Consider the following 21,830-nt stretch of genomic DNA (forward strand, 5'->3'; position numbering starts at 1 on the left):
TGAAGCCCCAGTAAACGGCGGCCGTAACTATAACGGTCCTAAGGTAGCGAAATTCCTTGTCGGGTAAGTTCCGACCTGCACGAATGGTGTAACGATCTGGGCACTGTCTCGGCCATGAGCTCGGTGAAATTGAAGTATCGGTGAAGATGCCGATTACCCGCAACGGGACGAAAAGACCCCGTGAACCTTTACTACAGCTTCACATTGTGTTAGGGTATAAGATGTGTAGGATAGGTGGGAGACTACGAAGCCGGTACGCCAGTGCTGGTGGAGTCGTCCTTGAAATACCACCCTTCTTATACTTTGACACTAACTCCCACGAACTGGGAGGACCGTGTGTGGTGGGTAGTTTGACTGGGGTGGTCGCCTCCTAAAGTGTAACGGAGGCTCGCAAAGGTACCCTCAGCATGGTTGGTAATCATGCGAAGAGCGTATAAGTATAAGGGTGCTTGACTGAGAGAGCGACAGCTCGAACAGGTGCGAAAGCAGGCTTAAGTGATCCGGTGGTTCCGCATGGAAGGGCCATCGCTCAAAGGATAAAAGGTACTCCGGGGATAACAGGCTGATCTCCCCCAAGAGCTCACATCGACGGGGAGGTTTGGCACCTCGATGTCGGCTCGTCACATCCTGGGGCTGAAGAAGGTCCCAAGGGTTGGGCTGTTCGCCCATTAAAGTGGCACGCGAGCTGGGTTCAGAACGTCGCAAGACAGTTCGGTCTCTATCTGTTGCGGGCGTAGGAATATTGAGGAGATCTGTTTCCAGTACGAGAGGACCGGAATGGACGTATCTCTAGTGTACCGGTTGTGGCGCCAGCTGCACTGCCGGGTAGCTATATACGGCACGGATAAGCGCTGAAAGCATCTAAGCGCGAAGCCAACTCCAAGATGAATATTCCCTTGAGGGTCGCAGAAGATGACTGCGTTGATAGGCTGTAGGTGGAAGTGTGGTAACGCATGGAGCCGAGCAGTACTAATCGCCCGACAGCTTCCTTTATTTTTTCTTCGAAATGGGTTTTTGGTAGGGTTGAATCTCTCTTATCGAACTTGTTGATCGTTATCAAAAGAAACGACCGCGGGCGCGCAAGCGTCAGTGGACAAAGACTTTGGTGGCTATTGCGGGCAGGATCACCTCTTACCATTCCGAACAGAGAAGTTAAGCTGCCCAGCGCCGATGGTACTTGGGCTTGACCCCGGGAGAGTAGGTCGCCGCCAATTTTTTCTGAAAGCCTCACCGCGACCCCGCGGTGGGGCTTTCTCCGTTTGGTACCAGGCGGTCGCCCGACCGCGCTAGTACAACGCGGTCTCCAGACCGCGCCAGCGAAATGCGGTCTCCAGACCGCGAAAGAAAAATGCGGTCTCAGACCGCGCCACCAAAACCCCGTAAATTCCCTCCCAAACCCCACCCCATGCCCACCGCCCCCCAGTACTTCATCAGCTGCGACTGGGGCACCACCAACTTCCGCCTACGAACAGTAGAAACCACCACCGGCCGCGTCACCCACCAGCAGGCCACCACCGAGGGCATTCGCCGCACCAACCAACGCTTCCTGGCCGCTGGGGTGGGTGACCGCTTCGCCTTTTTCGCCCAATACCTCACCGAACAGCTGGACCACTTACCCGCCGACTACCAAGACGCCCTGGTGGTCGCCTCCGGCATGTCGTCTTCCAATATCGGGATGTATGAATTGCCCTACGCTGAACTGCCGCTCGACGCCGACGGTACGAGATTGATCCACCAAAGACTGAAACTTCAGGGGGACAGATCGCTGCTTCTCATCTCCGGCCTCCGCTCCACCGACAGCATCATGCGCGGGGAGGAAGTGCAGGCACTGGGTCTGATGGATCGCCTGCAACCATTTGGCGACGGAACCCTGATCCTCCCAGGTACGCACAGCAAGCACCTGCGCTACGAGAACGGGTTGTTCACCTCCTTCTCCACCTACATGACCGGCGAGCTGTTTGAATTACTGGCTTCCACAAGTATTTTGGCGGGCTCCGTTGCTGTGGCCCCCTTCAACCCTTCTGTGGAGGCGGCTTTCCACGCGGGGGTCGACCGCGCCCAGTCGGGGAGCCTGGGCCGCCATCTCTTTACCGTACGCGTGCGGCAGGTGCTGGAAGACCGAGATCCGGCTGACAACTACTTCTACCTCAGCGGTCTATTGATCGGCGAGGAGCTGCGCGAAGCAGCCGCCGGGCATGGAATGGTCTACCTGGCCGCTCCGGACCCGGTGTATAGCCTGTACCGAACGGCCCTTATGCGATTGCTGTCCCCAGATCGGGTACGGTGCTTCGACGGAGCGGCCCTGGAAAGTGCCTTACTTTCGGGACAAACCAAACTCCTCCTGCAGCATGTCGGCTGAAGCCCCGTTTTCCTGGCCCCTTTTCTGGGAAACCCCCATCATCGCGATCCTGCGCGGTGAATCACCGGAGGTATGCCGCCAGGTGGCCAGGGTGTGTAAGGATACCGGTTTCCACACCGTGGAAGTGACCATGAATACCCCGGCCGCTACGGAAATCATCGCCGACTTGTCCACCAGCTTTCCCGAACTCAATATCGGAGCGGGGACCGTCTGTACCCTCGAAGACTTTGAGCAGGCGGCGCAGGCCGGAGCGCGCTTTATCGTAACACCGATCCTGGATGAGGACGTCATTCTGGCGGCCGTGGCCCAGGACCTGCCCATCTTCCCCGGGGCCTTCACGCCTACGGAGGTCCACCGCGCCTGGAGCCTCGGCGCCGCCGCGGTCAAGCTGTTTCCGGCCGGACAGTTGGGGCCCGACTACGTAAAAGATATCCTCGCTCCCCTAAACGAGATCCTCTTGCTGCCCACGGGCGGCGTGACCCGACAGAACCTCCGCGACTGGTTCACCGCCGGCGCTGTGGGGGTTGGCATGGGCAGTGCCCTGCTCGACACGGAACTGATCCGGCAGGGGGATTACGCGGCATTGCGACAGCACTTCCTCTCCGTGCGGGCCGAGATTGCCGATATCGCAAAGTAGCCGCGGCCGCGGGTACCGTACCGGAACCCAGGTGCCCGGCATGTGGTTATCAAACCCGGCACCAGCGGGCGCGCCCTAAAGATTCGACCGTAAGCCCGGCGACTCTTCCACCCGTTCGATCTTGCCCACCAAAAAGAGGTAGCTACACAGCCCCAGGAAGGCCACGAAGCCAACAAACAGCAGCGCCGGCGTAAAGTCGCCGCCCTGCGCCAGGTAACCAATGACCGTAGGCGAAACCACCGCCCCCAGTCCGCCGATAAAGTTGAATACCCCACCCACGAGCCCGATCAGTCGCTGCGGCGCGAGCAAGGAAACGAAGACCCAGGTGATGGACGCCAGCCCGTTGCCGAAGAAGGCGATGGCGAGGAAAAAGATGATGAGGGCGGTATGGTCGGTGTAGTTCGCCCCGATGATGAGGATCGACAGCAGCATGCCCAGGATGATGGGACCTTTGCGGGAGGCTTCGTTGGACACGCCCCGGCGCACCAGGTAATCGGATACAAAGCCGGAAAGCAGCACGCCCATGAAGGCCGCCAGGAAGGGGATACTGGCCAGGAAACCCGATTTGATGAAATCCAGCCCCCGAAACTCCACCAGGTAGGTCGGAAACCACGTCAGGAAAAAGGTGAACAGCGTGACCAGGCAGAACTGCCCGAGGTAGATGCCCCAGAGCTTGCGGTGCACGAAGGCCTCCCGCAGGTCGCGGAGGTTGAACTCGACCCGGTCGCCGGTTGCCGTGCCGGGCGCGTCGCCGATGAGTCCACCGCCCTCCGCGATATGGTTGAGCTCCGCCTTGCTGACGGTTTCGTGGTCGCGCGGATCGCGGTACAGGAACCACCAGACGACGGCCCAAGCAATGCCTACGAGTCCGGAGAAGATGAACAGTCCCCGCCAGCCGAAGTAAGCCTGGACGGCCACCAGGACGGGCGTCAGGAAGGCCAGTCCGATGAACTGTCCGGAAGTGTACACGGCTATCGCCGAGGCCCGCTCCCGGTCGGGGAACCAGCTCGTGACGATGCGGTTGTTGGTGGGGTAAGAGGGCGCTTCGAATACACCGATGGAGGCGCGCAGTCCGATGAGTGCCGCCAGGGAGCTCACCACGCCCTGCAAAAGGGTAGCCAGCGACCACAGCACCAGAATGATGGGGTATAGCAGGCGCGGCTTGACGTGATCGGCGAGAATGCCGCCGGGGATCTGGAGCAGGGAATAGGTAAGTCCGAAAGCGGAGAAGATGAGTCCGAGCTGCACCTTCGTCAGTTCCAGTTCCTCACTGATGGCGGCGGCGGCCACGGAGATGTTGCTCCGGTCCATGTAGTTGATCACCACCGTCACGAAGATCAGGGCGAGGATGTTGTAGCGCTTGCGGGTCATGGCGGGTGGGGCTACCATTCCGTGACCGATCCGTCGGCGTTGCGCCAGATGGGGCTCTTCCAGTTGTGGCCTTCGCGGGCGGCTTCCCTGACCTTTTCTTCGTCGATCTCGATGCCCAGACCGGGTTTGGTGGACAGGGGCACGTGTCCGTCGCGGAGCCGGAAGCCATCGGGATCGACGAGGTAGTCGGTGAGGTCGGCTCCCACGTTGTAGTGGATACCCAGGCTGGTTTCCTGGATGAGGGCATTTATGCAGTTGAAGTCGATCTGCAAGGCGGCGGCAAAGCTGATGGGGCCGAGCGGACAGTGGGGGGCAAGTGCCACGTCGTAAGCTTCGGCCAGGGTAGCTATTTTCTTGACTTCCGTGATGCCGCCGGCGTGACTCAGGTCGGGTTGCACGATGTCGACCGCGTTTTGCTCGAGGATCCGTTTGAAGTCCCAGCGGCTATACATCCGCTCACCCGTAGCGATGGGGATGGACGTGAAGTCGTGGAGGGCCTTGAGGGCGTCGTTGTTTTCGGCCAGTACGAGTTCTTCGAGGAAGAAGGGATGGTAGGGTTCCAGGGCGCGGGCAATGGCCTTGGCCTGTCCTTTGTGGACCCGTCCGTGTAAGTCTACCCCAATAAGGACTTCGTCGCCTACGGCCTCGCGCATCGCGGCCATCTTGTTGCCCACTTCGGCTACCTTGGCGGGACTGTCGATCCACTCCATCTGGTCGCAGATCGTCATCTTGACTGCGGTGAATCCGTTGTCTACCCGTTTGCGGGCCGCTGCGGCCAGTGCTTCGGGGCTATCCCCGCCGATCCACCCGTAGATGCGGACCCTGTTGCGTACCGCACCGCCCAGCAGTTCGTAGACCGGTACGCCCAGGGCTTTTCCCTTGATGTCCCACATGGCCTGATCGATGCCCGACAACGCGCTCATGAGTACCGGTCCGCCCCGGTAGAAGCCGCCGCGGTACACCATTTGCCAGAAGTCTTCGATCCGGTGCGCAGAGTGTCCGATGATGTGCTCCTCCAATTCCCGCACGCAGGCCTCTACGGTGGCGGCCCTGCCCTCTACTACCGGTTCCCCCCAGCCTTCAATGCCTTCCGCCGTGGTGAGTTTCAGGAACAACCAGCGGGGCGCTACGCGGAAGAGCTCCAGTTTGGTGATGGTGAGGTCTTGCATGGGGTTCATGGGGTAAAGGGGTAAAGGAGAGAAGGGGTGGCTCCGCTTTGGACGTGGATCTTTATCTCGCAGCCTGCTTTTCGTTCGCGCTTCCCCTGGCCGGGATTTTGCTCAGATGGCCCTGCTACCGATTGCATGAATGTAGTGATCCGCTTGGATATAGGGGGGATGGCGTGCGTGTGGCGTGCTGACTGAGGTGGCTACTGGCTATTCGTGACTGGAGGTTACTAGCCGTGTGCCGCGACTGGAAGTCACGAGCCGTGTGCCGCGACTGGAGGTTACGAGCCGTGCGTCGCGACTGGAAGTCACGAGCCGCTACCCGGCCCTGGAAGGGACGGCGTGCCACGAGCGGGGTCAATTCCGAGGTTACCGAGGAATGGGCTCCGCGGGCATTGGGCATCGGGGAACGTCTCCGCTCAGCGGTTACCGAGGGATTGGCTCCGCGGATATAGCATGCGCGAGTCGACGTGCACGCCGCGACCGGAGGTCACGAGCCACGAGCCGCTACCCGGCCCTGGAAGGGACGGCATGCCACGAGCGGGGTCAATTCCGAGGGTACCGAGGAATGGGCTCCGCGGATGTAGCGTGCGCGAATCAACGCGGCGGACGCGACCTGAGGTCACGAGCCGTGTGCCGCGACCGGAGGTTATGAGCCGTGCGCCGCGACCGGAGGTCACGAGCCGTGGAGGTACCGACCCGTATAGCTTCCTTCCACTCCTTTGAGCTCCTGGGGCCGCCCCTGAAAGAGGAGGTGCCCGCCGTCGCGGCCGCCTTCGGGGCCGAGGTCGATCACGTAATCGGCGGAGCGGATCACGTCGAGGTTATGCTCTACGATGAGGACGGAGTGGCCGTTTTCGACCAGGGCGTTGAAGGCAGAGAGAAGCACCTTGACGTCGTCAAAGTGGAGGCCGGTAGTGGGCTCATCGAAGATGAAAAGTAGGTGCTCGCCGGCCTTGTCTTTGGTGAGGAAGCTGGCCAGTTTCACGCGCTGGGCCTCGCCGCCGGAAAGGGTGGAACTGGACTGGCCCAGGGTGACGTAGCCCAAGCCAACGTCTTGCAGCGGTTGCAGTTTCTTGCTGATGTCCTCCTCTTCGGCGAAGAAGTCGATGGCCTCGTTGATGCTCAAGTCCAGGATCTCGGCGATGTTTTTCCCGTTGTATTGTACGTCGAGGATTTCGCGCTTGAAGCGGGCTCCGCGGCATTCTTCGCATTCCAGGCGTACGTCGGCCAGGAACTGCATCTCCACGATCTGCTCGCCCTCACCCTTGCAGGTCGGACAGCGGCCGCCGTCGACGTTGAAGCTGAAGAAACTGGGCTTGTAACCGCGGATTTTCGAGAGTTGCTGCTTCACCATCAAGTTGCGGATGGCGTCGTAGGCACCGACGTAGGTGACGGGGTTAGAGCGACTGCTCTTGCCGATTGGGCTCTGGTTGACCATCTCCACGCCGCTCAGGAGTTTGAGGTCGCCGTCGAGACGCGAGAAGGGGCCGGGAGCCTGCGAGGTGCCTTCCCCCAATTGCCGCATCAGGGCGGGGTAGAGGATGCCCTTTACCAGACTCGTTTTGCCGCTGCCGGAAACGCCTGATACGACGGTGATCGCGTTGAGCGGGATCTGGACGTCCACCTTTTTCAGGTTATGCATGCGAGCACCCTCCAGCTTGATCCAGTTGGTCAGGCGGCGCGGCTGCTCGGGCGGCTCGATCGACAGGGTGCCGTTCATGTACTTCGTGGTGAGGCTTTCCGTGGCCTCGTCGTAGATATTCTCGTAGGGGCCGGCGAAGATCACCTCCCCGCCGTGTACGCCCGCCCGCGGACCGATATCGATGAGGTAGTCCGCCGCGGCGATGATGCCTTCCTCGTGTTCCACTACCAAAACGGTATTGCCGAGGTCGCGGAGTCGCCGCAGCACCCGGACCAGTCGCTCCGTGTCGCGGGGGTGCAGGCCTATACTCGGCTCGTCGAGAATGTAGAGGCTGGCGGTCAGGTTGCTGCCGAGCGTGCGCGTCAGGTTGATGCGCTGGCTTTCACCCCCGGAGAGGGTGTTGCTCAGCCGGTTGATGGTGAGGTAGCCGAGACCGAGGTCCATCATGCTCTGCAGGCGGTTGTTGATCTCCAGCAGCAGGCGGCGGGCAATGGTGGCGTCGTGCTCGTTGAGTTCCAGTTCCTGGAAGTGGGTCTGCAGCAGGTCTATGGGTAGGTCCACCAACTCGGTGATGGCCACGCCGCCGACTTTCACGTAGGTGGCTTCTTTCCGCAGGCGTTTGCCCTTGCAGTTGTGGCAGAGGGTGCGGCCCCGGTAGCGCGCCAGCATCACCCGGTTCTGGATCTTGTAGAGCTTCTTTTGCAGTTCCTCGAAGAAGGCGTGAATGCCCTGCACGTGTCGGTTGCCGTCCCAGACGATGGCCTTCTGCTCGTCGGTGAGGTCGCCGTAGGGGGTGTGCACGGGGAATTCAAAGCGGTTGGCAACCCGCAGGAAGTCGGTCTGCCACTGACCGTAGCTGCTACCGCTCCAGGGGGCCACGGCGCCGTCGTAGATCGACAGACTCGGATTGGGAATCACCTTGTCCTCGTCGATGCCCATGGTGCGACTGAAGCCCTCGCAGGTCGGACAGGCGCCGTAGGGGTTATTGAAGTTGAACAGGGCGGGGGAGGGCTCCAGGAAGGTCATACCATCCAGTTCGAAGCGGTTGTTGAAGGCCTCCCAGTCGCCGCCATCCAGGCTCACGATCACCTCGCCGTCGCCTTCTACAAAGGCCGTCTGTACGGAGTCGGCAATGCGTTTGTTGTTCTCCTCATCGTCGGCCCTCACCACGAAACGGTCGACCAGCACCATCATTTCCTCCTCGGTGGTGAGGGTGTTCAGCACCTTCTCCAGACTGTCGCGGTCGCTTTCCAGCACGTCCTCGATGCGTTGGGGTTCGTCTTCGGCCAGCACGCGGGTGTAGCCCTTCTGCTGCAGCAGTTCGAGTTCACGACGCAGGGTACGGTCGCCGTAGGTACGCGGGATGGGCGCGTAGAGGTAGACGCGGCTGTCTTCCTCAAGGCCGAGGATGTGGTCTACCACGTCGGTGACCGTGTGTCGTTTCACTTCTTCGCCGCTGATCGGACTGAAAGTGCGACCCACACGGGCGTAAAGCAGCCGCAGATAGTCGTAGATCTCGGTGAGAGTGCCTACCGTGGAGCGGGCGTTGGCCGTAGTCGTTTTCTGCTCGATAGCGATGGCCGGGCAGATGCCGCGTATATAGTCCACTTCGGGCTTCTTCATCCGCATCAGGAACTGCCGGGCGTAGCTGCTCAGGCTTTCCACGTACCGCCGCTGCCCTTCCGCGAAGAGGGTGTCCATCGTGATGCTCGATTTCCCGCTCCCGCTGACGCCGGTGACCACTACCAGCTGGTTTTTGGGGATCGTCAGGTCGACATTCTTGAGGTTATTGGCGTTGGCTCCCTTGATGAAAATGGCGGTGCGCAGATCGGCCGCCGTATGCTCGTTTCGGTTAGTGGACATGGGTAGGAAACGGGTGGGATGGGGTAGGGGTTTTGTCGGGCCCGTAGCGGCGGCTTGAGCGGTCAAGCTGCTTGAAAGACCGGCGGTGGGGCTACGCCATCGGGCTGGAAAGCCCTCAGCCCGTTTCTGTCGCGATGGTTTGAGCGGTCAAGCTGTATTTGTGCTCCGTTATCCGGGCAGCATACCGACTGAAGTCGGCGCTACAGTGAGCCGTAGCGACGGCTTGAGCCGTCATGTTGCTTGGAAAACCGGCGGGGGGCTATGTCATCGGGCTGGAAAGCCCTCAGCCCGTTTTTGTCGCGACGGTTTGAGCGGTCAAGCTGTATTTGTGTTCCGTTAACCGGGCAGCATACCGACTGAAGTCGGCGCTACAGTGAGCCGTAGCGACGGCTTGAGCCGTCAAGCTGCTTGGAAGACCGGCGGGGGGGCTATGCCATCGGGCTGGAAAGCCCTCAGCCCGTTATTGTCGCGACGCTTTGAGCGGTCAAGCTGCATTTAAACTCCGTCAATCGGGCAGCATACCGACTGAAGTCGGCGCTACAGTGAGCCGTAGCGACGGCTTGAGCCGTCAAGCTGCTTGAAAAACCGGCGGTGGGGCTACGCCATCGGGCTGGAAAGCCCTTAGCCCGTTTTTGCCTCGACGCTTTGAGCGGTCAAGCTGCATTTAAACTCCGTCAATCGGGCAGCATACCGACTGAAGTCGGCGCTACAGTGAGCCGTAGCGACGGCTTGAGCCGTCAAGCTGCCTGGAAAACCGGCGGTGGGGCTACGCCATCGGGCTGGAAAGCCCTCAGCCCGTTTTTGCCTCAACGCTTTGAGCGGTCAAGCTGTATTTGTGTTCCATTATCCGAGCAGCATACCGACTGAAGTCGGCGCTACAGTGAGCCGTAGTGATGGCTTGAGCCGTCATGCTGCTTGAAAGACCGGCGGTGGGGCTATGCCATCGGGCTGGAAAGCCCTCAGCCCGTTTTTGTCGCGACGGCTTGAGCCGTCATGCTGCTTGGAAAACCGGCGGTGGGGCTATGCCATCGGGCTGGAAAGCCCTCAGCCCGTTTCGTAGCGATGGTTTGAGCGGTCAAGCTGTATTTGTGTTCCGTTATCCGGGTAGCATGCCGACTCAAGTCGGCGCTACGCAGGTTCTTCCGCGTCCGCATCCAGGTCCGCGTCAGTAGAAGCATAAAGGCCCAGGGGGACAACGGCCAATATCAGGAAAATGAAGGTGAGCAGGTAGAGCAGACTCAGCAGCAGCATGGTGTAGGTGAAACTGGCCAGGATATCGTCGCCGCCGATCCGCGTCAACTCCTCGTTCACGAAGCACTGGTCGAGGGCGATCCACTCCTGCCAACTCATTTCCAGTTCCGTGCGCGGGTAGTCCGCGACCGCTGGCGGTTTGAAGAGGGGCACGAACACCTTATGGCTCACGCACCCGTCATCCTGGGAATAAATGCAGCAATCCGAGACCGTGAAGTACGTGTGGTTCCGTATCAGCAGCAAACCCAAAAAGGCCCCCGCGAAAAGCAGGAACGATACCGCGGTAGTGACGATGATCTTCGTCTTACCCACACGCCGCAGGGCCAAGCGATTGATGTAGAGCAGTCCCACCACCGCGAAGCACAGCACGGAGACGACCACGTTGATCACTTCCGATCCGTAGTGCCAGTAATCGGGAAGCAAGTTCAGGGCGGTGATCTCATTGATCCAGGGCAGGCACGCGAGAATACCGCCGACGATGACCGTGAATTTTTTCATTCGAAGGTCTTCACGTCGGTGCAGGGAATCTTCACGCGGTCCGATTTATACACCACCTCCCCCTCCCGCAGGATGACGATCGCGTAGTGCCGGTCGCAGCGCACGGCTTCGGGACTGGTGCCGTCAAAGTACTTGATGATCTTGTTCTTTTCCTCCAGTTGCCGCACGGCCCTCACCACCGCATCGTCGGTGGCCGAACTTTTGTACAGGCCCGCCAGGCGGTACGCGCTGGGGAGCATGAGGAATTTCTGACTGCGCTCCGGTTCGCTCACCAGGCTGATGGGCATCAGGTCGGTACGCATGCCGGCACTCATGGTGGGCGGTGGTGGCGGTGGTGGCCTTTCCACTAGGTTTTCTACCCTGAAAATCCCGCCGTCCCGAGCGACCATATTGATGAGGTCCATGTCAAGCGTTGGCCAGGGTCGGCTAATGACCAGCACAAATTCGTCCCGCAGGTATTCCATTGCCTCGTCCGGCGGGATGTCCGGTCCGTCGTATTCACCCAGGAAGTGGTTGCGAAAGCTGATGGTGTCGATCCGCGCGGCAAACTCCTCCAAAAAGGGGGAGGGCGTCGGGTAGGTAAATTCCTTTCCTTCCCGGGTGAATACGCTTACGTTATACAGCTCAAAGGAAAATCCGGCCTCCACCAGCCGACGCATCTGCCGGCTGTTCAGCTTGTCGAGGATGGCGCGCCCGCGGGCGTTGATGTCGAAGGTACGCTCGTCGTATACCCGGTCGAGGTCGATGATCATCCGGGTGTTGTATGGGTCGGAATGGATGTGTAACCCCTGTCCGATGAAGTCCGCAAAGTGCAGCGAAAGCATTTCGCTCGCCAGTTCTTTCAGTTGCTCATGGTGCCGCTGCAGCAGGGCGGTGGCTTCGGTGTGGACCGATTGGGTGTTATCGTTCCCCTCGGTGATCAGACCGTTCACCACTTCGTCAAAAGCTGCGTTTTTCCGTGTCTCCAGCGCCTCCAGCTTCTCCTCGTAGTTCCGCACGATAAGCTCATTTTCCGCCTGCTTTCTATCGTAGTCGGCTACCGTTTTCTCCAACTCCCGGATGCGCAGGCCCTGCTCCTCCGCCACCCGCGCGGAAACGCAGGATTGCAGCGATACCAGGAGGATCGCCAGAACCAGTTCAATTCCGGTGCGGTGCATATGGGTGGTGTTCGGCTCGTGTGCCTATAAGATAGCGGAACCCAGGTGGCTTTGCAAACCGGAGGGCCTCATGACGGCCTTGGCGCAGGGGGTATTGGTCGGCTGAGCCACGTCGTACGGCTTCCGCTGTAGGCATCGCACCGGCGTCCGCGCCAGAAGGTGGTGCGGGCGGGTAGGAACGCCTTTGGCGCGTCAAATAGCTGTTTAGACGGACTTTGCGGCGGAGCGCGGGTGCCGGGGCCGGATGGAATTGCTACATTCGCCCGAATTACGCTATGATGTACAAGAAAAAAACCGCGGCCCACCCCGGGTCGGTGGGTGCATCCCTGTGGAACCGCGCCGAAAAATTACGGGGGGAGGTCGACCGCGCCGATTACCAGCACGCCCTGCTCACCCTCGTATTCCTGAAGTGGGCCGACGTACGGTACGCAGCACGGCACCTGGAGATGTCGCGTGAAGGGCTGGGCGGGTTTCTTGACCAGGCAGATTTCTACAACGCCGAGAACGTCTTTTACCTGCCGGAGGAAGGTCGCTGGTCTTCCATTGCCGGGGGGGCGGACACTGCGGCCCGGATCGACCAGGCATTATCGGCCATGGCTGCGTGCAATCCCATGCTGGAGGGGGAATTGCCGGATCGGTACTTCACGGCTCTGGGCCTCACCGCTGAACAGAAGACGGCACTGCTCCAGCTCGTCGATGGTCAGGAGGCCACAACCTTCCAGGAAGGCACTATTGGCGAGGTATTCGACTACCTGCTCGACCGCTTCGGTACCGCGTCCTCCCGCACGCCCGCCTGTTTGGTCGGACTGATGGTGGACCTGCTGGAACCCCTGGGTGGGAAGCTTTACGACCCCTGCTGCGGGACGGGCCATACTTTGGTGCGGTCGGTTGACTTTGCACGGAAGCAGCACGGCAAGTACCACGATCTGCGTATGTATGGACAGGAGTCCGCCCCCGCCACCCGCTGGCTGGCCCGGATGAGCCTGTCGGTACACGGCGTGGACGCGCGGCTGGGCGCGGCCGCCGCAAGTGTATTCGGGCACGACCAGCACCCGGAGGTTGCGGCCGACTACGTACTCGCTCACCCACCGGCCGGTGAGGACCCCTACGCCTGGATCCAGCACGTCCGCACCAAACTGAACGAAGGGGGTACGGCGGCCCTTATGCTAGCCGACCGTTCGCTGCGTTCGCGGGAAAGTAAGGCTGCCACTGTCCGGCGTCGCCTGCTCGAGGAGGACGTGGTCGATTGCCTGATTGCACTACCCGCGAACCTGGGCTGTCTGTGGCTGCTGTCGCACGACAAGCTCGCCGAGCACAACACCTACCAGCGCGACCGGCCGGGTGAGACCCTCTTCATCCAGGCGGAGTCCTACGGCCACTCCGAGCTCAGCCAGGAAGCGATCAGCCGCATCGCCGACACCTACCACCAGTGGCGCGACGGCCGCAACGACTACGAGGACGTGCCGGGTTTCTGCCGGTCGGTTACGCTGGCGGAGATCGCGGGGAACGATTACGATCTCAGCCCAAATCGATATGCCGCCGCTCCGGTGGAGGGGGAGCGGTCGGGTCGGTTGGCCCAGGTGGAGTAGTAGGCTGCGCGTACCACAGTATATAGCCTGATCGGGAAATTACGGCACCCGCGTCTGCGCCCAAACCATGTTATGCGGGCAGGGCCGACGGATGTCTTACTACCGAACAAAGCGGGCAATGCCTACGGGGCGGTCGGTGCGGTCCAGCAACTGGAGGTAATAGATGCCGGGGGATAAATCAGCGGAGAGGCGCAGGGAAGGCTGGTAGGCGCCCGATTGGATGACCTGGCCGGTGCGATTGTAGATCCGGAACGCGGTGGTGCCGATCGGGGCGGTGAGGCGCAGGAGGTTGTCCTGGAGCGGGTTCGGGAAGACGTTAAAGACGGGCACGGAGGGGCGACTGCCGACCGCGGTAGATGCCTCGCCCGTGGAGAACGAGAACCGGAGATCCTCCTCCAACCGTACGCCCAGGGTGTTGCGCAGGGCGGAGGTGATGGTGAGCGAGTAAGTGGTGCTGGAGTCGAGTCGCTCGGGGAGGAAGACCAGCGTATCGCCGGAGGTAGTGAAGGTGCCCGGTACGTTTTGCTCGTTGCCGGTGAGGACCAGGGAAGAGGTGTTGAAGGTGGCCGCGTCCATCTCCTGATCAAAGACCAGCAGGATGCGGGCGGAGGTATCTACCTGGGTGGCTTCGTGGGCGGGGGATAGGAAGGTCAGCACGGGGGCGGGTGAGTCGAGCGCGAAATTGACGGTCAGGGTTTGGTCTTCCGCAATGTCTACCGACTGCGTGGCCGCCCCGTAGCCGGGGGCGAAGGTGGTAAGCTGGTTGATGCCGGGGCTGAGGTTCTCGATGGTGTAGTAGCCTGCCGCATCGGTGGTGTCGCTGAGGTTATTGGTGGTGCGTACGATGACCCCTTCGAGGGGTGAGTTGTCGTTGGCGTCGGTCACCTGGCCGGTTAAGGTGGCGTTGCGCTCCACGTCTTCCGAGGGGTTGATGAGCAGTTTGGCGAAGTCGATCGCGTAGCCGTCGCCGGCGCCGGTCGTGAAATCATCGAAGACGACCATGAGACTACCGTCGTCGAGGAGGTAGAGCAGTTCGTTGGGGATGCTGTAGGTGATAATCTTCCCGATGGGGCCGGTCTGTTGCAGGTCGTTGACGATGGCTTCCAGTCCGCTGGCCCGCACGCCGTCGAGGAAGACGACGTAGTTGGCGTTCCATACCGGCGCCTGGAAATCGTCCACGAAGAATTGCAGGGTAGCGGCCGATATTGTCAGGTCGGTTTCGAAGGTGAGCGTGATGCCCTGGACGTCGTTGTCGGGGCGGCTGGTGGTTGAGGTGTACCCGTCGTTGCCGTTCGGGGGTGTACCAACGTAGCTGCTGATGACCATGATGCGGTCGGTGCCCGCGGGATCCACCGGGTCCACCGTCCAGGGAAAGGCGTGGGCGGAGGTGCTGTTGCCGGAGAAGGGATCGAAATCCGCCGGCCACCCGAAGCCGAGGTTGTCGATATCGCCCGTGCGGACCATCAGTTCGGCCTCCGGTGTATTGGAGAGGGTGACGTAGTGCTCGGCCCAGTCGCCGTCGTTATCGGTGACCTGAGACAGCAGCAGGGAAGGAAGGAGCAAGCATAGGTAGAATACGTGTTTCATATTGATCAGTGCGTTGCGGACCCGCGGCCGCGCCTGCCCAGGCCCTAATGAGCGAATGCAATACCGAATACTGGGGTACAAAGGGGTTGCGGCGGCCGTACGCGCGGCCGATCCGTGGGGTGCTTTTCCACCGGCCCGTTTACCGTTGGTCGCCCGACGGATTTCCCTGGAGTGGGGTTAAAGGCTGGCTTATGGGTGTCCGTATGGGTATTCCTAGGTGGTGAACCTGTGGGTAGCCTGTCTGAAGTTACGGGCGGGGAGGGATATGGGTCAATAGGTTTGGGTGGCTATATTTTTGGTGGGGATGGAGGTTGGATGGTGTTCTTTTGATCGACTTGTAAGGCGTCGAAGTGAACGGGCTGAGCGACTCCAGGCGCGATCATGAGTCGTAGCGAGCAGAGGGGTGTGGTAGCGCCAATTGGAAATTGTAATATGGAAAATTGCCAATTGTAAATTCCCGCCCCCGAACCTCTCGATCAAAAGGCGTTATTCCCTTTAACGGTGAAGCCGCAGAGTCACGACCAAATCGGGCCTGGAGGCCCTCAACCCGCTTCAACCGGCCACGGGCTGAGCGACTCCAGGCGCGGTCGCGAGCGGTAGCGAGCAGGGGCGTGCGGCAGCGCCAATTGGGAATTGCATTTGGGAAATTGGCAATTGTAAATACCCGCCCCGGGCCTTTCGATCAAAAGGCGTTCTTCCCCTCAACGGTGAAGCCGCGGAGTCACGACCAAATCGGGCCTGGAGGCCCTCAACCCGCTTCAACCGGCCACGAGCTGAGCGACTCCAGGCGCGATTAAAAGCGGTTGGGAGCGGAGGCGTGCGGCAGCGCCAATTGGGAATTGTATTTGAAAAATTGCCCATTGTAAATTCCCGCCCCGGCCCTGGAGGGGACGGCTCCCGAACTAGCGGGGTCAATTCCGAGGGGACCAAGGAATGGGCCCCGCGGTCATAAGGTATGATTTCTCGTGAGCGGTCCGGCCTCTAGGTTGTATCCGCAACGCCATCCAAGCTAACTCAGCACACTCTCAAGAGATTGTAGGGGCCGGAACTGAGGTATCTGTCCCCGGCTGCGGCTCCCGGTGGCTGTTCTTATCCGTTTCGCTGCCGATTAATTCCCGAGAGAACAAGATGGCACGCCGGTACCTGTCGAAGAGCTTGGATTGCATCTTTTCATCGAGTCCATCTACCCTATTAGACTGTATGGTCTGAAAGACAATATCGGTTCGGATGGAGCGTAGCTCGAAAAGTACCAGTTTATAGGTGTTACGAGTAGAATCCACCTGGAACAGCGTATCGAACGCGGTGATGCCAGTAATCACTGCTCCCAATGCCAAAATGATATTCGAGTATCCGTCGCTATCATTATGCCACCCAGACAATACGGTAATCGTTCCCGCAAGTGCAATTTGCAAGATGCGAATAGAGTAAAAAACCGAGTTGTAGATGGTAACCTTTCTTCCAACCCGGTTCATCTCCCGCTGTATTTGCTGGTAAAGCGGGTCCTTAATTGAATTTTCTTTCATTTCAAATTGTAGTGTTTGTCCGTATTAACAACGGAGGGTTAAGAGTCATGCAACGCGATTACTTAGCCTTGGCCTTTGCCCGGTACGTCCGGGCCAGGTACACCTTTTTCTTTTTCTTTCCCTTTCGTTTTTCCACAAAACCTACGTTCTCTTCCATGCAAGCTTTGTAAGCTTTGGCAATTACTTCGAATGTTTCGGATTGGGGGTGGAGTTCGTCGAACCAGTCGTCTTCGTTGCGCGCTACGCCGCGGCAATCGATGTGGAATAGATTGGGCAGGCCCTCGTAGGTGGCCAGCTGCTGTAGCATCTCGTTGAATTCGGTGATCATGGCGTACATGATCGCTTCCTGCACGTCGACCTTTACAATTCCTTTCATTTTCAGGGGGTCGAACAGCCACCCCCCGGTGTCGGTAAAGCGGCTGAAAATGTACTGCATGGCCGGGAAGTAGGCGCGGCTACCGTTGTAGGGTAGGGTAAAGTCGTACCCCTGGGTGATCATCAGCATGTGCTTGTACTGCTTCGCGTCCGAAAGGCTCACGAAGAAGACGAAGAACTGGATGAAGTAAACGTTGAGGAAGTTGAAAAACTCTTCCGAGAGGTACCGTAGACCGAGTTTGTACTTTTTGATATCGATCCCCTCGATCTGGCTGCGCAGTTCGATGAGTCGTTTGCTTTGGTCGCAGTCGTCAGCCGCCGGAGTTTCGTACTTAGGATTGATGACCATGAGGGCGAGCCGGCGGTTGCCGACCAGGTCGTTGCCCCCGCCGCTGACCAGGAATACGTCGGGTGACACCTTAGGCAGTTCTTCGATGTACTCTCCGGAATGGAAAATATTGGAGAACCAGTCTCCCCCGGCGGCCAGGCTTCGCACCGCGTAGCGCTCGTCTTCGATCAGCCAGTCCAGAATATCCTTCACCCCGTCTATCCCGAAATAGGCGGTGGGGAACTGAAACCAGGAATCCCCTTCCGCAAGTACGACGATGTTTCCTTTCTTTTCCCGGTGGTCGTTTCTGATCCGCTCCGTATAAATACTATTGCGAACCGCACGGTCCTTGTTATTGAATTTGCCAAGAAGGCCCTCCCCGGCGTCGGACTGGTTGCGTATTTCGTTAACGTCGAACAGGCGGCGAATGACGTCCTCCAGCACCTTCGGGTTGGCCTTGATGATGGTGGCCAGGAATTGCAGAATTTCGGTGGTTCCCCTCTCTTTCGTTCCGGGTTTCATCTTGTTTTTGCCGAAGATATCGGAGTCGATATCTTCCATGAACTTCTCTACCTGGCTCTGGGTGGCGTATATCTCCTCTTTGCCGCCCAGTGCGGTGTTGAGGTCGACGTTGTAATAAAACCAGCTTATTCCTTCTACCCGATTGAGCAAGAGGTCCTGGATTTTTCGGGAGTTATTGGGGGAGGTTAAATTCATGCTGGATTTAGGCGATGGCATAACCACCAAGGTAAGCAGGTCAAGCGATGGTCTTTTATACCTAGTATTCGGGATATTGCGATAGATCCCTGCCATCCAATAGCCGCCCGTTGGGGGAGTAATCTGAATCTACTTCCTCTCAAGTTTTCTATCACGTAGTCGTTCTCCGATCGATATATTATCTTGTTCGCATATATAGTCGCGCCCCATGTCACATAGTTTCTCCGAGGATGGTCTGGTCGAGCAAGCCGTTGAAGAATGTTTGATCGAGCTGGGCTGGACCGTCCGCACCGCCTGGCGTGGAGAAACCTTTGGCCCCAACGGGCTACTGGGGCGGGAGAATAAAGCGGAAGTGGTACTCACCCGGTATTTGCTGGAAGCCCTGGAGCGCCTTAATCCCGGTCGCCCTGCGGCGGCCTACGAGGAGGCGGCGCGGACGCTGGTGCAACGGTCCGCAGTGCAGGAGCCGGGGCGAATCAACCAGGAAAAATACCGACTCCTCAAGGATGGGGTGCCCGTGAGCTACGCCAACGCGGAGGGTGAACTCGTAGAGGAGAAACTGCGGGTAATCAATTACGATAATTATAGCGACAATCACTTTCTCGCCGTACGCCAACTGGAGGTTTCCGGAGAGCTGTACAACCGACGCCCGGACGTAATCGGCTTTGTCAACGGGCTGCCGCTCGTCTTCTTTGAGCTCAAGGCCCCAAACAAGGACGTAGCCGACGCCTACTACGACAACCTCGACGATTACAAGGATACCATTCCCCACGTCTTCGACCACAACGCCTTCATCATTCTGAGCAACGGCACCGAGTCGTTGGTTGGCACGCTCACCAGCAGCTATAAGTACTTCCTGGAATGGAAGCGGATCAAGGAAGGGGTGGAGGGAGAGGTATCGCTGGAAACCATGTTGCACGGCACCTGCGCCCCCGCCCGCCTGCTCGACCTCTTTGAAAATTTCCTGCTATTCGACGATGCCGGGGGTGCGGTCAAGAAACTCATGGCCAAGAACCACCAGTACCTGGGCGTCAACCGGGTGATCGACAACATCCGGCGCATCGATCAGCTCGACGGCCGCCTCGGCGTCTACTGGCACACCCAGGGCAGCGGCAAGAGCTATTCCATGGTCTTCCTTGGCGAGAAGGTCCACCGCAAATTGGGGGGGAGCTACACCTTCCTCATCGTGGCCGACCGCGGGGAACTGGAAAACCAACTCTACGACACCTTCAGCGGGGTAGGGGTAGTGAAGGACGAAACCCTCCGCGCCGGTAAAAAGAAGGGCACCACCGGCCGCGAACACCTCCGGGAGCTACTGCGCGAAAACCACCGCTACGTCTTTACCCTGATCCATAAGTTCAGCATCGATCCGGAAACCGAAACCGACTATCCACTGCTCACCGAGCGCAGGAACATCATCGTGGTTTCGGACGAGGCCCACCGGACGCAGGGCGGCACCTTTGCCCGCAATATGCGCTACCGGGCCCTGCCGAACGCTTCCTTTCTCGGCTTCACTGGGACCCCAATCATCAAGGAGGAGGAAGAACTGACGCGCGCCATCTTCGGCGATTACGTATCGGTCTACGATTTCAACCGCGCTATTGAAGACGAAGCCACCCTGCCACTGAAGTACCTCAACCGGGGCGAAAAACTGCAGCTCGACAATCCCGAGCTGGACCTGGAAATGGCCGAAGTCCTGGAACGGGAAGATCTCGACGAGGATCAGCGCCGCAAGCTGGCCAGTCTCTTCAGCAAAAACTACCCCATACTCACCGCCGAGCCCCGCCTGCGTGCCATTGCCCGCGATCTCGTGTGGCACTTCAACGAGCGGGGCTACCAGGGCAAGGCCATGTTCGTCGCGCTGGACAAGCCGACCGCCGTGCGGATGTACGACTACGTAACCGAGTACTGGCAGGAATACCTCGCCGGCCTCAAGCCGGGCGAGAAGTACGACCGGGTGGTGGCTACCGAGGTGTGCGTGATCGTCAGCCCCGAGCAGAATGAGGTGAAGAAATTCTGGGACCTCGGACTGCTGATCGAGGAGCACCGCGCGAAGATGGTCCGCCGCAACCTGGAAAAGGAATTCAAGGATCCCGACCATCCCTTCCGGCTGGCCATCGTCTGCGCGATGTGGATTACCGGCTTTGACGCGCCCAGCGTATCCACCATCTACCTGGATAAGCCCATCAAAGGGCACACCCTCATGCAGACGATCGCCCGGGCCAACCGCGTGTTCGGAGAAGACAAGGAAAACGGCCTCATCGTCGACTACGGTAACGTGTATCAGCAGCTGCGGGAAGCCTACGCCATCTACGGCGAGGGCGGGCGGGGACGCGGGAGCAATGGGAGCCAAGCAGCGCGGGGACCCGTGGTGGACCTCGCCGAAACCGAGCAGGAACTGGAGCAGGCCATTGGCGACGTACGGCGCTACCTGAGATCCCTCGACTTCAACCTGCGCGACGTCCTCGAAGCAAGTGCCATGAAGCGCCTGGCTGCCATCCAACGGGGCGCCAACGCCGTCTGCCGGAACGAAACTACCCGGGCCACCTTCGAGACCATGGCGCGTACCGTCTTCCGTAAGTACCAGGCCCTTTTCCCCGAGGAAGGGGCCAAGCGCCACACCCGGACCTACGAGGCCATTGAGGCGGTGTACAAGTACTTGAACCAGTCGGTCCGCTCCGCCGACGTGTCGTCGATCATCCTCCACCTGCAGCAAATCGTAAGCGAAAGCGTCAGCGTCGCCGAATCGACCTTCCACGACGATGATGCCGGCGTAGACCTCACGAAGCTTGATTTCGACGCCCTGCAGGCGGCCTTGGAGCAGCAGAAGAACAAGAATACCATTGTCTATAACCTACAGGAGGCCGTCGACCGCCAGTTACGACGTATGCTTACCGACAATCCCTTGCGGTTGGAGTTCTACGAACGGTACCAGGAAATCATCGCGTCCTACAATGCCGGCAAGGACCAGGCCTCCCTCGACAAGGTATTCTCCGAACTCACCCGTCTGGTGGGTGATCTGGGAGCGGAGCAGGCCAGGTACGTCCGCGAGGGTCTCAGCAACGACGAAGCCCTGGCCATCTTCGATCTTCTCCGCGAAGGCAAGCAACTAGAGGGTCAGTCCCGTATTGAAGTCCGGGGGATCGCCGAGGACCTCCTCAAGACCCTCAAGGCTGAAGCGCTGTCCGTAAACCACTGGCGCAAAAGCTACCAGGTAACGGCCCAGGTGCGCACCACCATCCACGACAATCTGCTGTACCTACCCGTAGAGCTCTACTCCGATATCGAAGTGAACCAGCTTTCGGGGGCGGTTTATCAGCATGTGTTTAGCCGGTATGGGGGGTGAGGATCTTTTAACAGTGTATCAGGAAGTGAACGGTGAAGCGAAGAGAAAGAACTGAAAAGGTCGATATAATGGTGGCTACATTCTGGTGACCAAATACTGGAAGTCTGTATGTCAGCACCCTAGGCTGTGTCTGAAAAATACCTTCGGAGGAACAATCGGATAGCCCCGAGCTTCACCATGGAGAGGAAGTGCGCAGCCTTTTTCTCGTATCGCGTAGCAATTCGCCGGCACTCTTTCAACCACCCAAACATGCGCTCCACCGTATTGCGACGGCGATAGTCCACCCGGTCCAAGCTGGGTTTTGGGCCCCTTCGTCGACGCTTCTTTCCTTCGGCCAACCCCCGATTCGGAATCACCGGCCTGATGGCTCGCTTGCGTAAGTACATTCGGTTGGCGACCGAGTCGTAGGCTTTGTCCG

13 protein-coding genes and 2 rRNA genes (1 of these 15 only partly in view) are annotated in these 21,830 nt (G+C 59.4%); 6 read left to right on the forward strand and 9 right to left on the reverse strand.

What is annotated here, in order from left to right; translation table 11 throughout:
* The 4 genes from E4021_RS17400 to E4021_RS17415 all read left to right on the forward strand — a co-directional run.
* Nucleotides 1–993: ribosomal RNA gene (locus tag E4021_RS17400) — 23S ribosomal RNA — on the forward strand; it begins 1,868 nt to the left of the window's first position.
* A 108-nt stretch (nt 994–1,101) separates the two neighbouring features.
* Nucleotides 1,102–1,214 (forward strand): 5S ribosomal RNA (rrf, locus tag E4021_RS17405).
* Between the two features lie 191 nt (nt 1,215–1,405).
* The gene (locus E4021_RS17410; protein ID WP_168797673.1) at nt 1,406–2,359 is read left to right on the forward strand and encodes a 2-dehydro-3-deoxygalactonokinase; all 954 of its coding nucleotides are present in this window, start codon (nt 1,406–1,408) and stop codon (nt 2,357–2,359) included.
* Complete coding sequence (locus E4021_RS17415) at nt 2,349–2,996, forward strand: bifunctional 4-hydroxy-2-oxoglutarate aldolase/2-dehydro-3-deoxy-phosphogluconate aldolase (protein WP_136460707.1); 648 nt, start codon at nt 2,349–2,351, stop codon at nt 2,994–2,996. Before E4021_RS17410 ends, E4021_RS17415 begins: the two co-directional genes overlap by 11 nt.
* Before the next feature lie 75 nt (nt 2,997–3,071).
* Here E4021_RS17415 and E4021_RS17420 read toward each other — a convergent pair whose 3' ends face one another.
* From E4021_RS17420 to E4021_RS17440, 5 genes are all read right to left on the reverse strand, one after another.
* On the reverse strand, nt 3,072–4,385 hold the full coding sequence (locus tag E4021_RS17420; protein ID WP_246050324.1) for an MFS transporter: 1,314 nt from the start codon (nt 4,383–4,385) through the stop codon (nt 3,072–3,074).
* The gene (dgoD, locus tag E4021_RS17425) at nt 4,379–5,536 is read right to left on the reverse strand and encodes a galactonate dehydratase (RefSeq protein WP_136460725.1); all 1,158 of its coding nucleotides are present in this window, start codon (nt 5,534–5,536) and stop codon (nt 4,379–4,381) included. Before dgoD ends, E4021_RS17420 begins: the two co-directional genes overlap by 7 nt.
* A 673-nt stretch (nt 5,537–6,209) precedes the next feature.
* Nucleotides 6,210–9,041 carry an excinuclease ABC subunit UvrA gene (uvrA, locus tag E4021_RS17430; protein WP_136460709.1) on the reverse strand — a complete coding sequence of 944 codons (2,832 nt, stop codon included), beginning with the start codon at nt 9,039–9,041 and terminating at the stop codon, nt 6,210–6,212.
* 1,128 nt (nt 9,042–10,169) lie between these two features.
* Nucleotides 10,170–10,790, reverse strand: a complete 621-nt coding sequence (locus E4021_RS17435) for a hypothetical protein (RefSeq protein WP_136460711.1) — start codon at nt 10,788–10,790, stop codon at nt 10,170–10,172.
* Nucleotides 10,787–11,947, reverse strand: coding sequence for a hypothetical protein (locus E4021_RS17440; protein WP_136460713.1), 1,161 nt, complete (start codon nt 11,945–11,947; stop codon nt 10,787–10,789). Before E4021_RS17440 ends, E4021_RS17435 begins: the two co-directional genes overlap by 4 nt.
* A gap of 275 nt (nt 11,948–12,222) precedes the next feature.
* Here E4021_RS17440 and E4021_RS17445 point away from each other — a divergent pair, with 275 nt between their 5' ends.
* Entirely contained in the window at nt 12,223–13,536 is a 1,314-nt protein-coding gene (locus E4021_RS17445) for an HsdM family class I SAM-dependent methyltransferase (protein WP_136460715.1), read from the forward strand.
* A gap of 99 nt (nt 13,537–13,635) precedes the next feature.
* On the opposite strand, the gene E4021_RS17450 is transcribed toward E4021_RS17445, so the two are convergent.
* The 3 genes from E4021_RS17450 to E4021_RS17460 form a co-directional block, all read right to left on the reverse strand.
* Nucleotides 13,636–15,123, reverse strand: coding sequence for an Ig-like domain-containing protein (locus tag E4021_RS17450; RefSeq protein WP_136460717.1), 1,488 nt, complete (start codon nt 15,121–15,123; stop codon nt 13,636–13,638).
* Nucleotides 15,124–16,148: 1,025 nt separating this feature from the next.
* Nucleotides 16,149–16,646 (reverse strand): SLATT domain-containing protein, encoded by a 498-nt coding sequence (locus E4021_RS17455; protein WP_136460719.1) that lies wholly within the window; start codon nt 16,644–16,646, stop codon nt 16,149–16,151.
* A 58-nt stretch (nt 16,647–16,704) separates the two neighbouring features.
* Complete coding sequence (locus tag E4021_RS17460) at nt 16,705–18,066, reverse strand: SGNH/GDSL hydrolase family protein (RefSeq protein ID WP_136460721.1); 1,362 nt, start codon at nt 18,064–18,066, stop codon at nt 16,705–16,707.
* A gap of 208 nt (nt 18,067–18,274) precedes the next feature.
* Between E4021_RS17460 and E4021_RS17465 the strand changes: the two genes are divergently transcribed.
* The gene (locus E4021_RS17465; protein ID WP_136460723.1) at nt 18,275–21,412 is read left to right on the forward strand and encodes a type I restriction endonuclease subunit R; all 3,138 of its coding nucleotides are present in this window, start codon (nt 18,275–18,277) and stop codon (nt 21,410–21,412) included.
* Nucleotides 21,413–21,531: 119 nt separating this feature from the next.
* Here the strand turns inward: E4021_RS17465 and E4021_RS17470 are convergent.
* Nucleotides 21,532–21,830: transposase (locus tag E4021_RS17470; RefSeq protein ID WP_168797674.1), on the reverse strand; the 299-nt coding region annotated here is incomplete at its 5' end.

This window comes from Neolewinella litorea, from assembly GCF_004803465.1.
Taxonomy (GTDB): Bacteria; Bacteroidota; Bacteroidia; order Chitinophagales; family Saprospiraceae; genus Neolewinella; species Neolewinella litorea.

Bases quoted from the DNA above. Each gene is read 5' to 3' on its own strand.
- E4021_RS17450 (WP_136460717.1), bottom strand. From the start codon at position 15,123: ATGAAACACGTATTCTACCTATGCTTGCTCCTTCCTTCCCTGCTGCTG.
- E4021_RS17460 (WP_136460721.1), bottom strand. From the start codon at position 18,066: ATGAATTTAACCTCCCCCAATAACTCCCGAAAAATCCAGGACCTCTTG.
- dgoD (WP_136460725.1), bottom strand. From the start codon at position 5,536: ATGCAAGACCTCACCATCACCAAACTGGAGCTCTTCCGCGTAGCGCCC.
- E4021_RS17455 (WP_136460719.1), bottom strand. From the start codon at position 16,646: ATGAAAGAAAATTCAATTAAGGACCCGCTTTACCAGCAAATACAGCGG.
- E4021_RS17435 (WP_136460711.1), bottom strand. From the start codon at position 10,790: ATGAAAAAATTCACGGTCATCGTCGGCGGTATTCTCGCGTGCCTGCCC.
- E4021_RS17420 (WP_246050324.1), bottom strand. From the start codon at position 4,385: ATGGTAGCCCCACCCGCCATGACCCGCAAGCGCTACAACATCCTCGCC.
- E4021_RS17415 (WP_136460707.1), top strand. From the start codon at position 2,349: ATGTCGGCTGAAGCCCCGTTTTCCTGGCCCCTTTTCTGGGAAACCCCC.
- E4021_RS17465 (WP_136460723.1), top strand. From the start codon at position 18,275: ATGTCACATAGTTTCTCCGAGGATGGTCTGGTCGAGCAAGCCGTTGAA.
- E4021_RS17440 (WP_136460713.1), bottom strand. From the start codon at position 11,947: ATGCACCGCACCGGAATTGAACTGGTTCTGGCGATCCTCCTGGTATCG.
- E4021_RS17445 (WP_136460715.1), top strand. From the start codon at position 12,223: ATGATGTACAAGAAAAAAACCGCGGCCCACCCCGGGTCGGTGGGTGCA.
- uvrA (WP_136460709.1), bottom strand. From the start codon at position 9,041: ATGTCCACTAACCGAAACGAGCATACGGCGGCCGATCTGCGCACCGCC.
- E4021_RS17410 (WP_168797673.1), top strand. From the start codon at position 1,406: ATGCCCACCGCCCCCCAGTACTTCATCAGCTGCGACTGGGGCACCACC.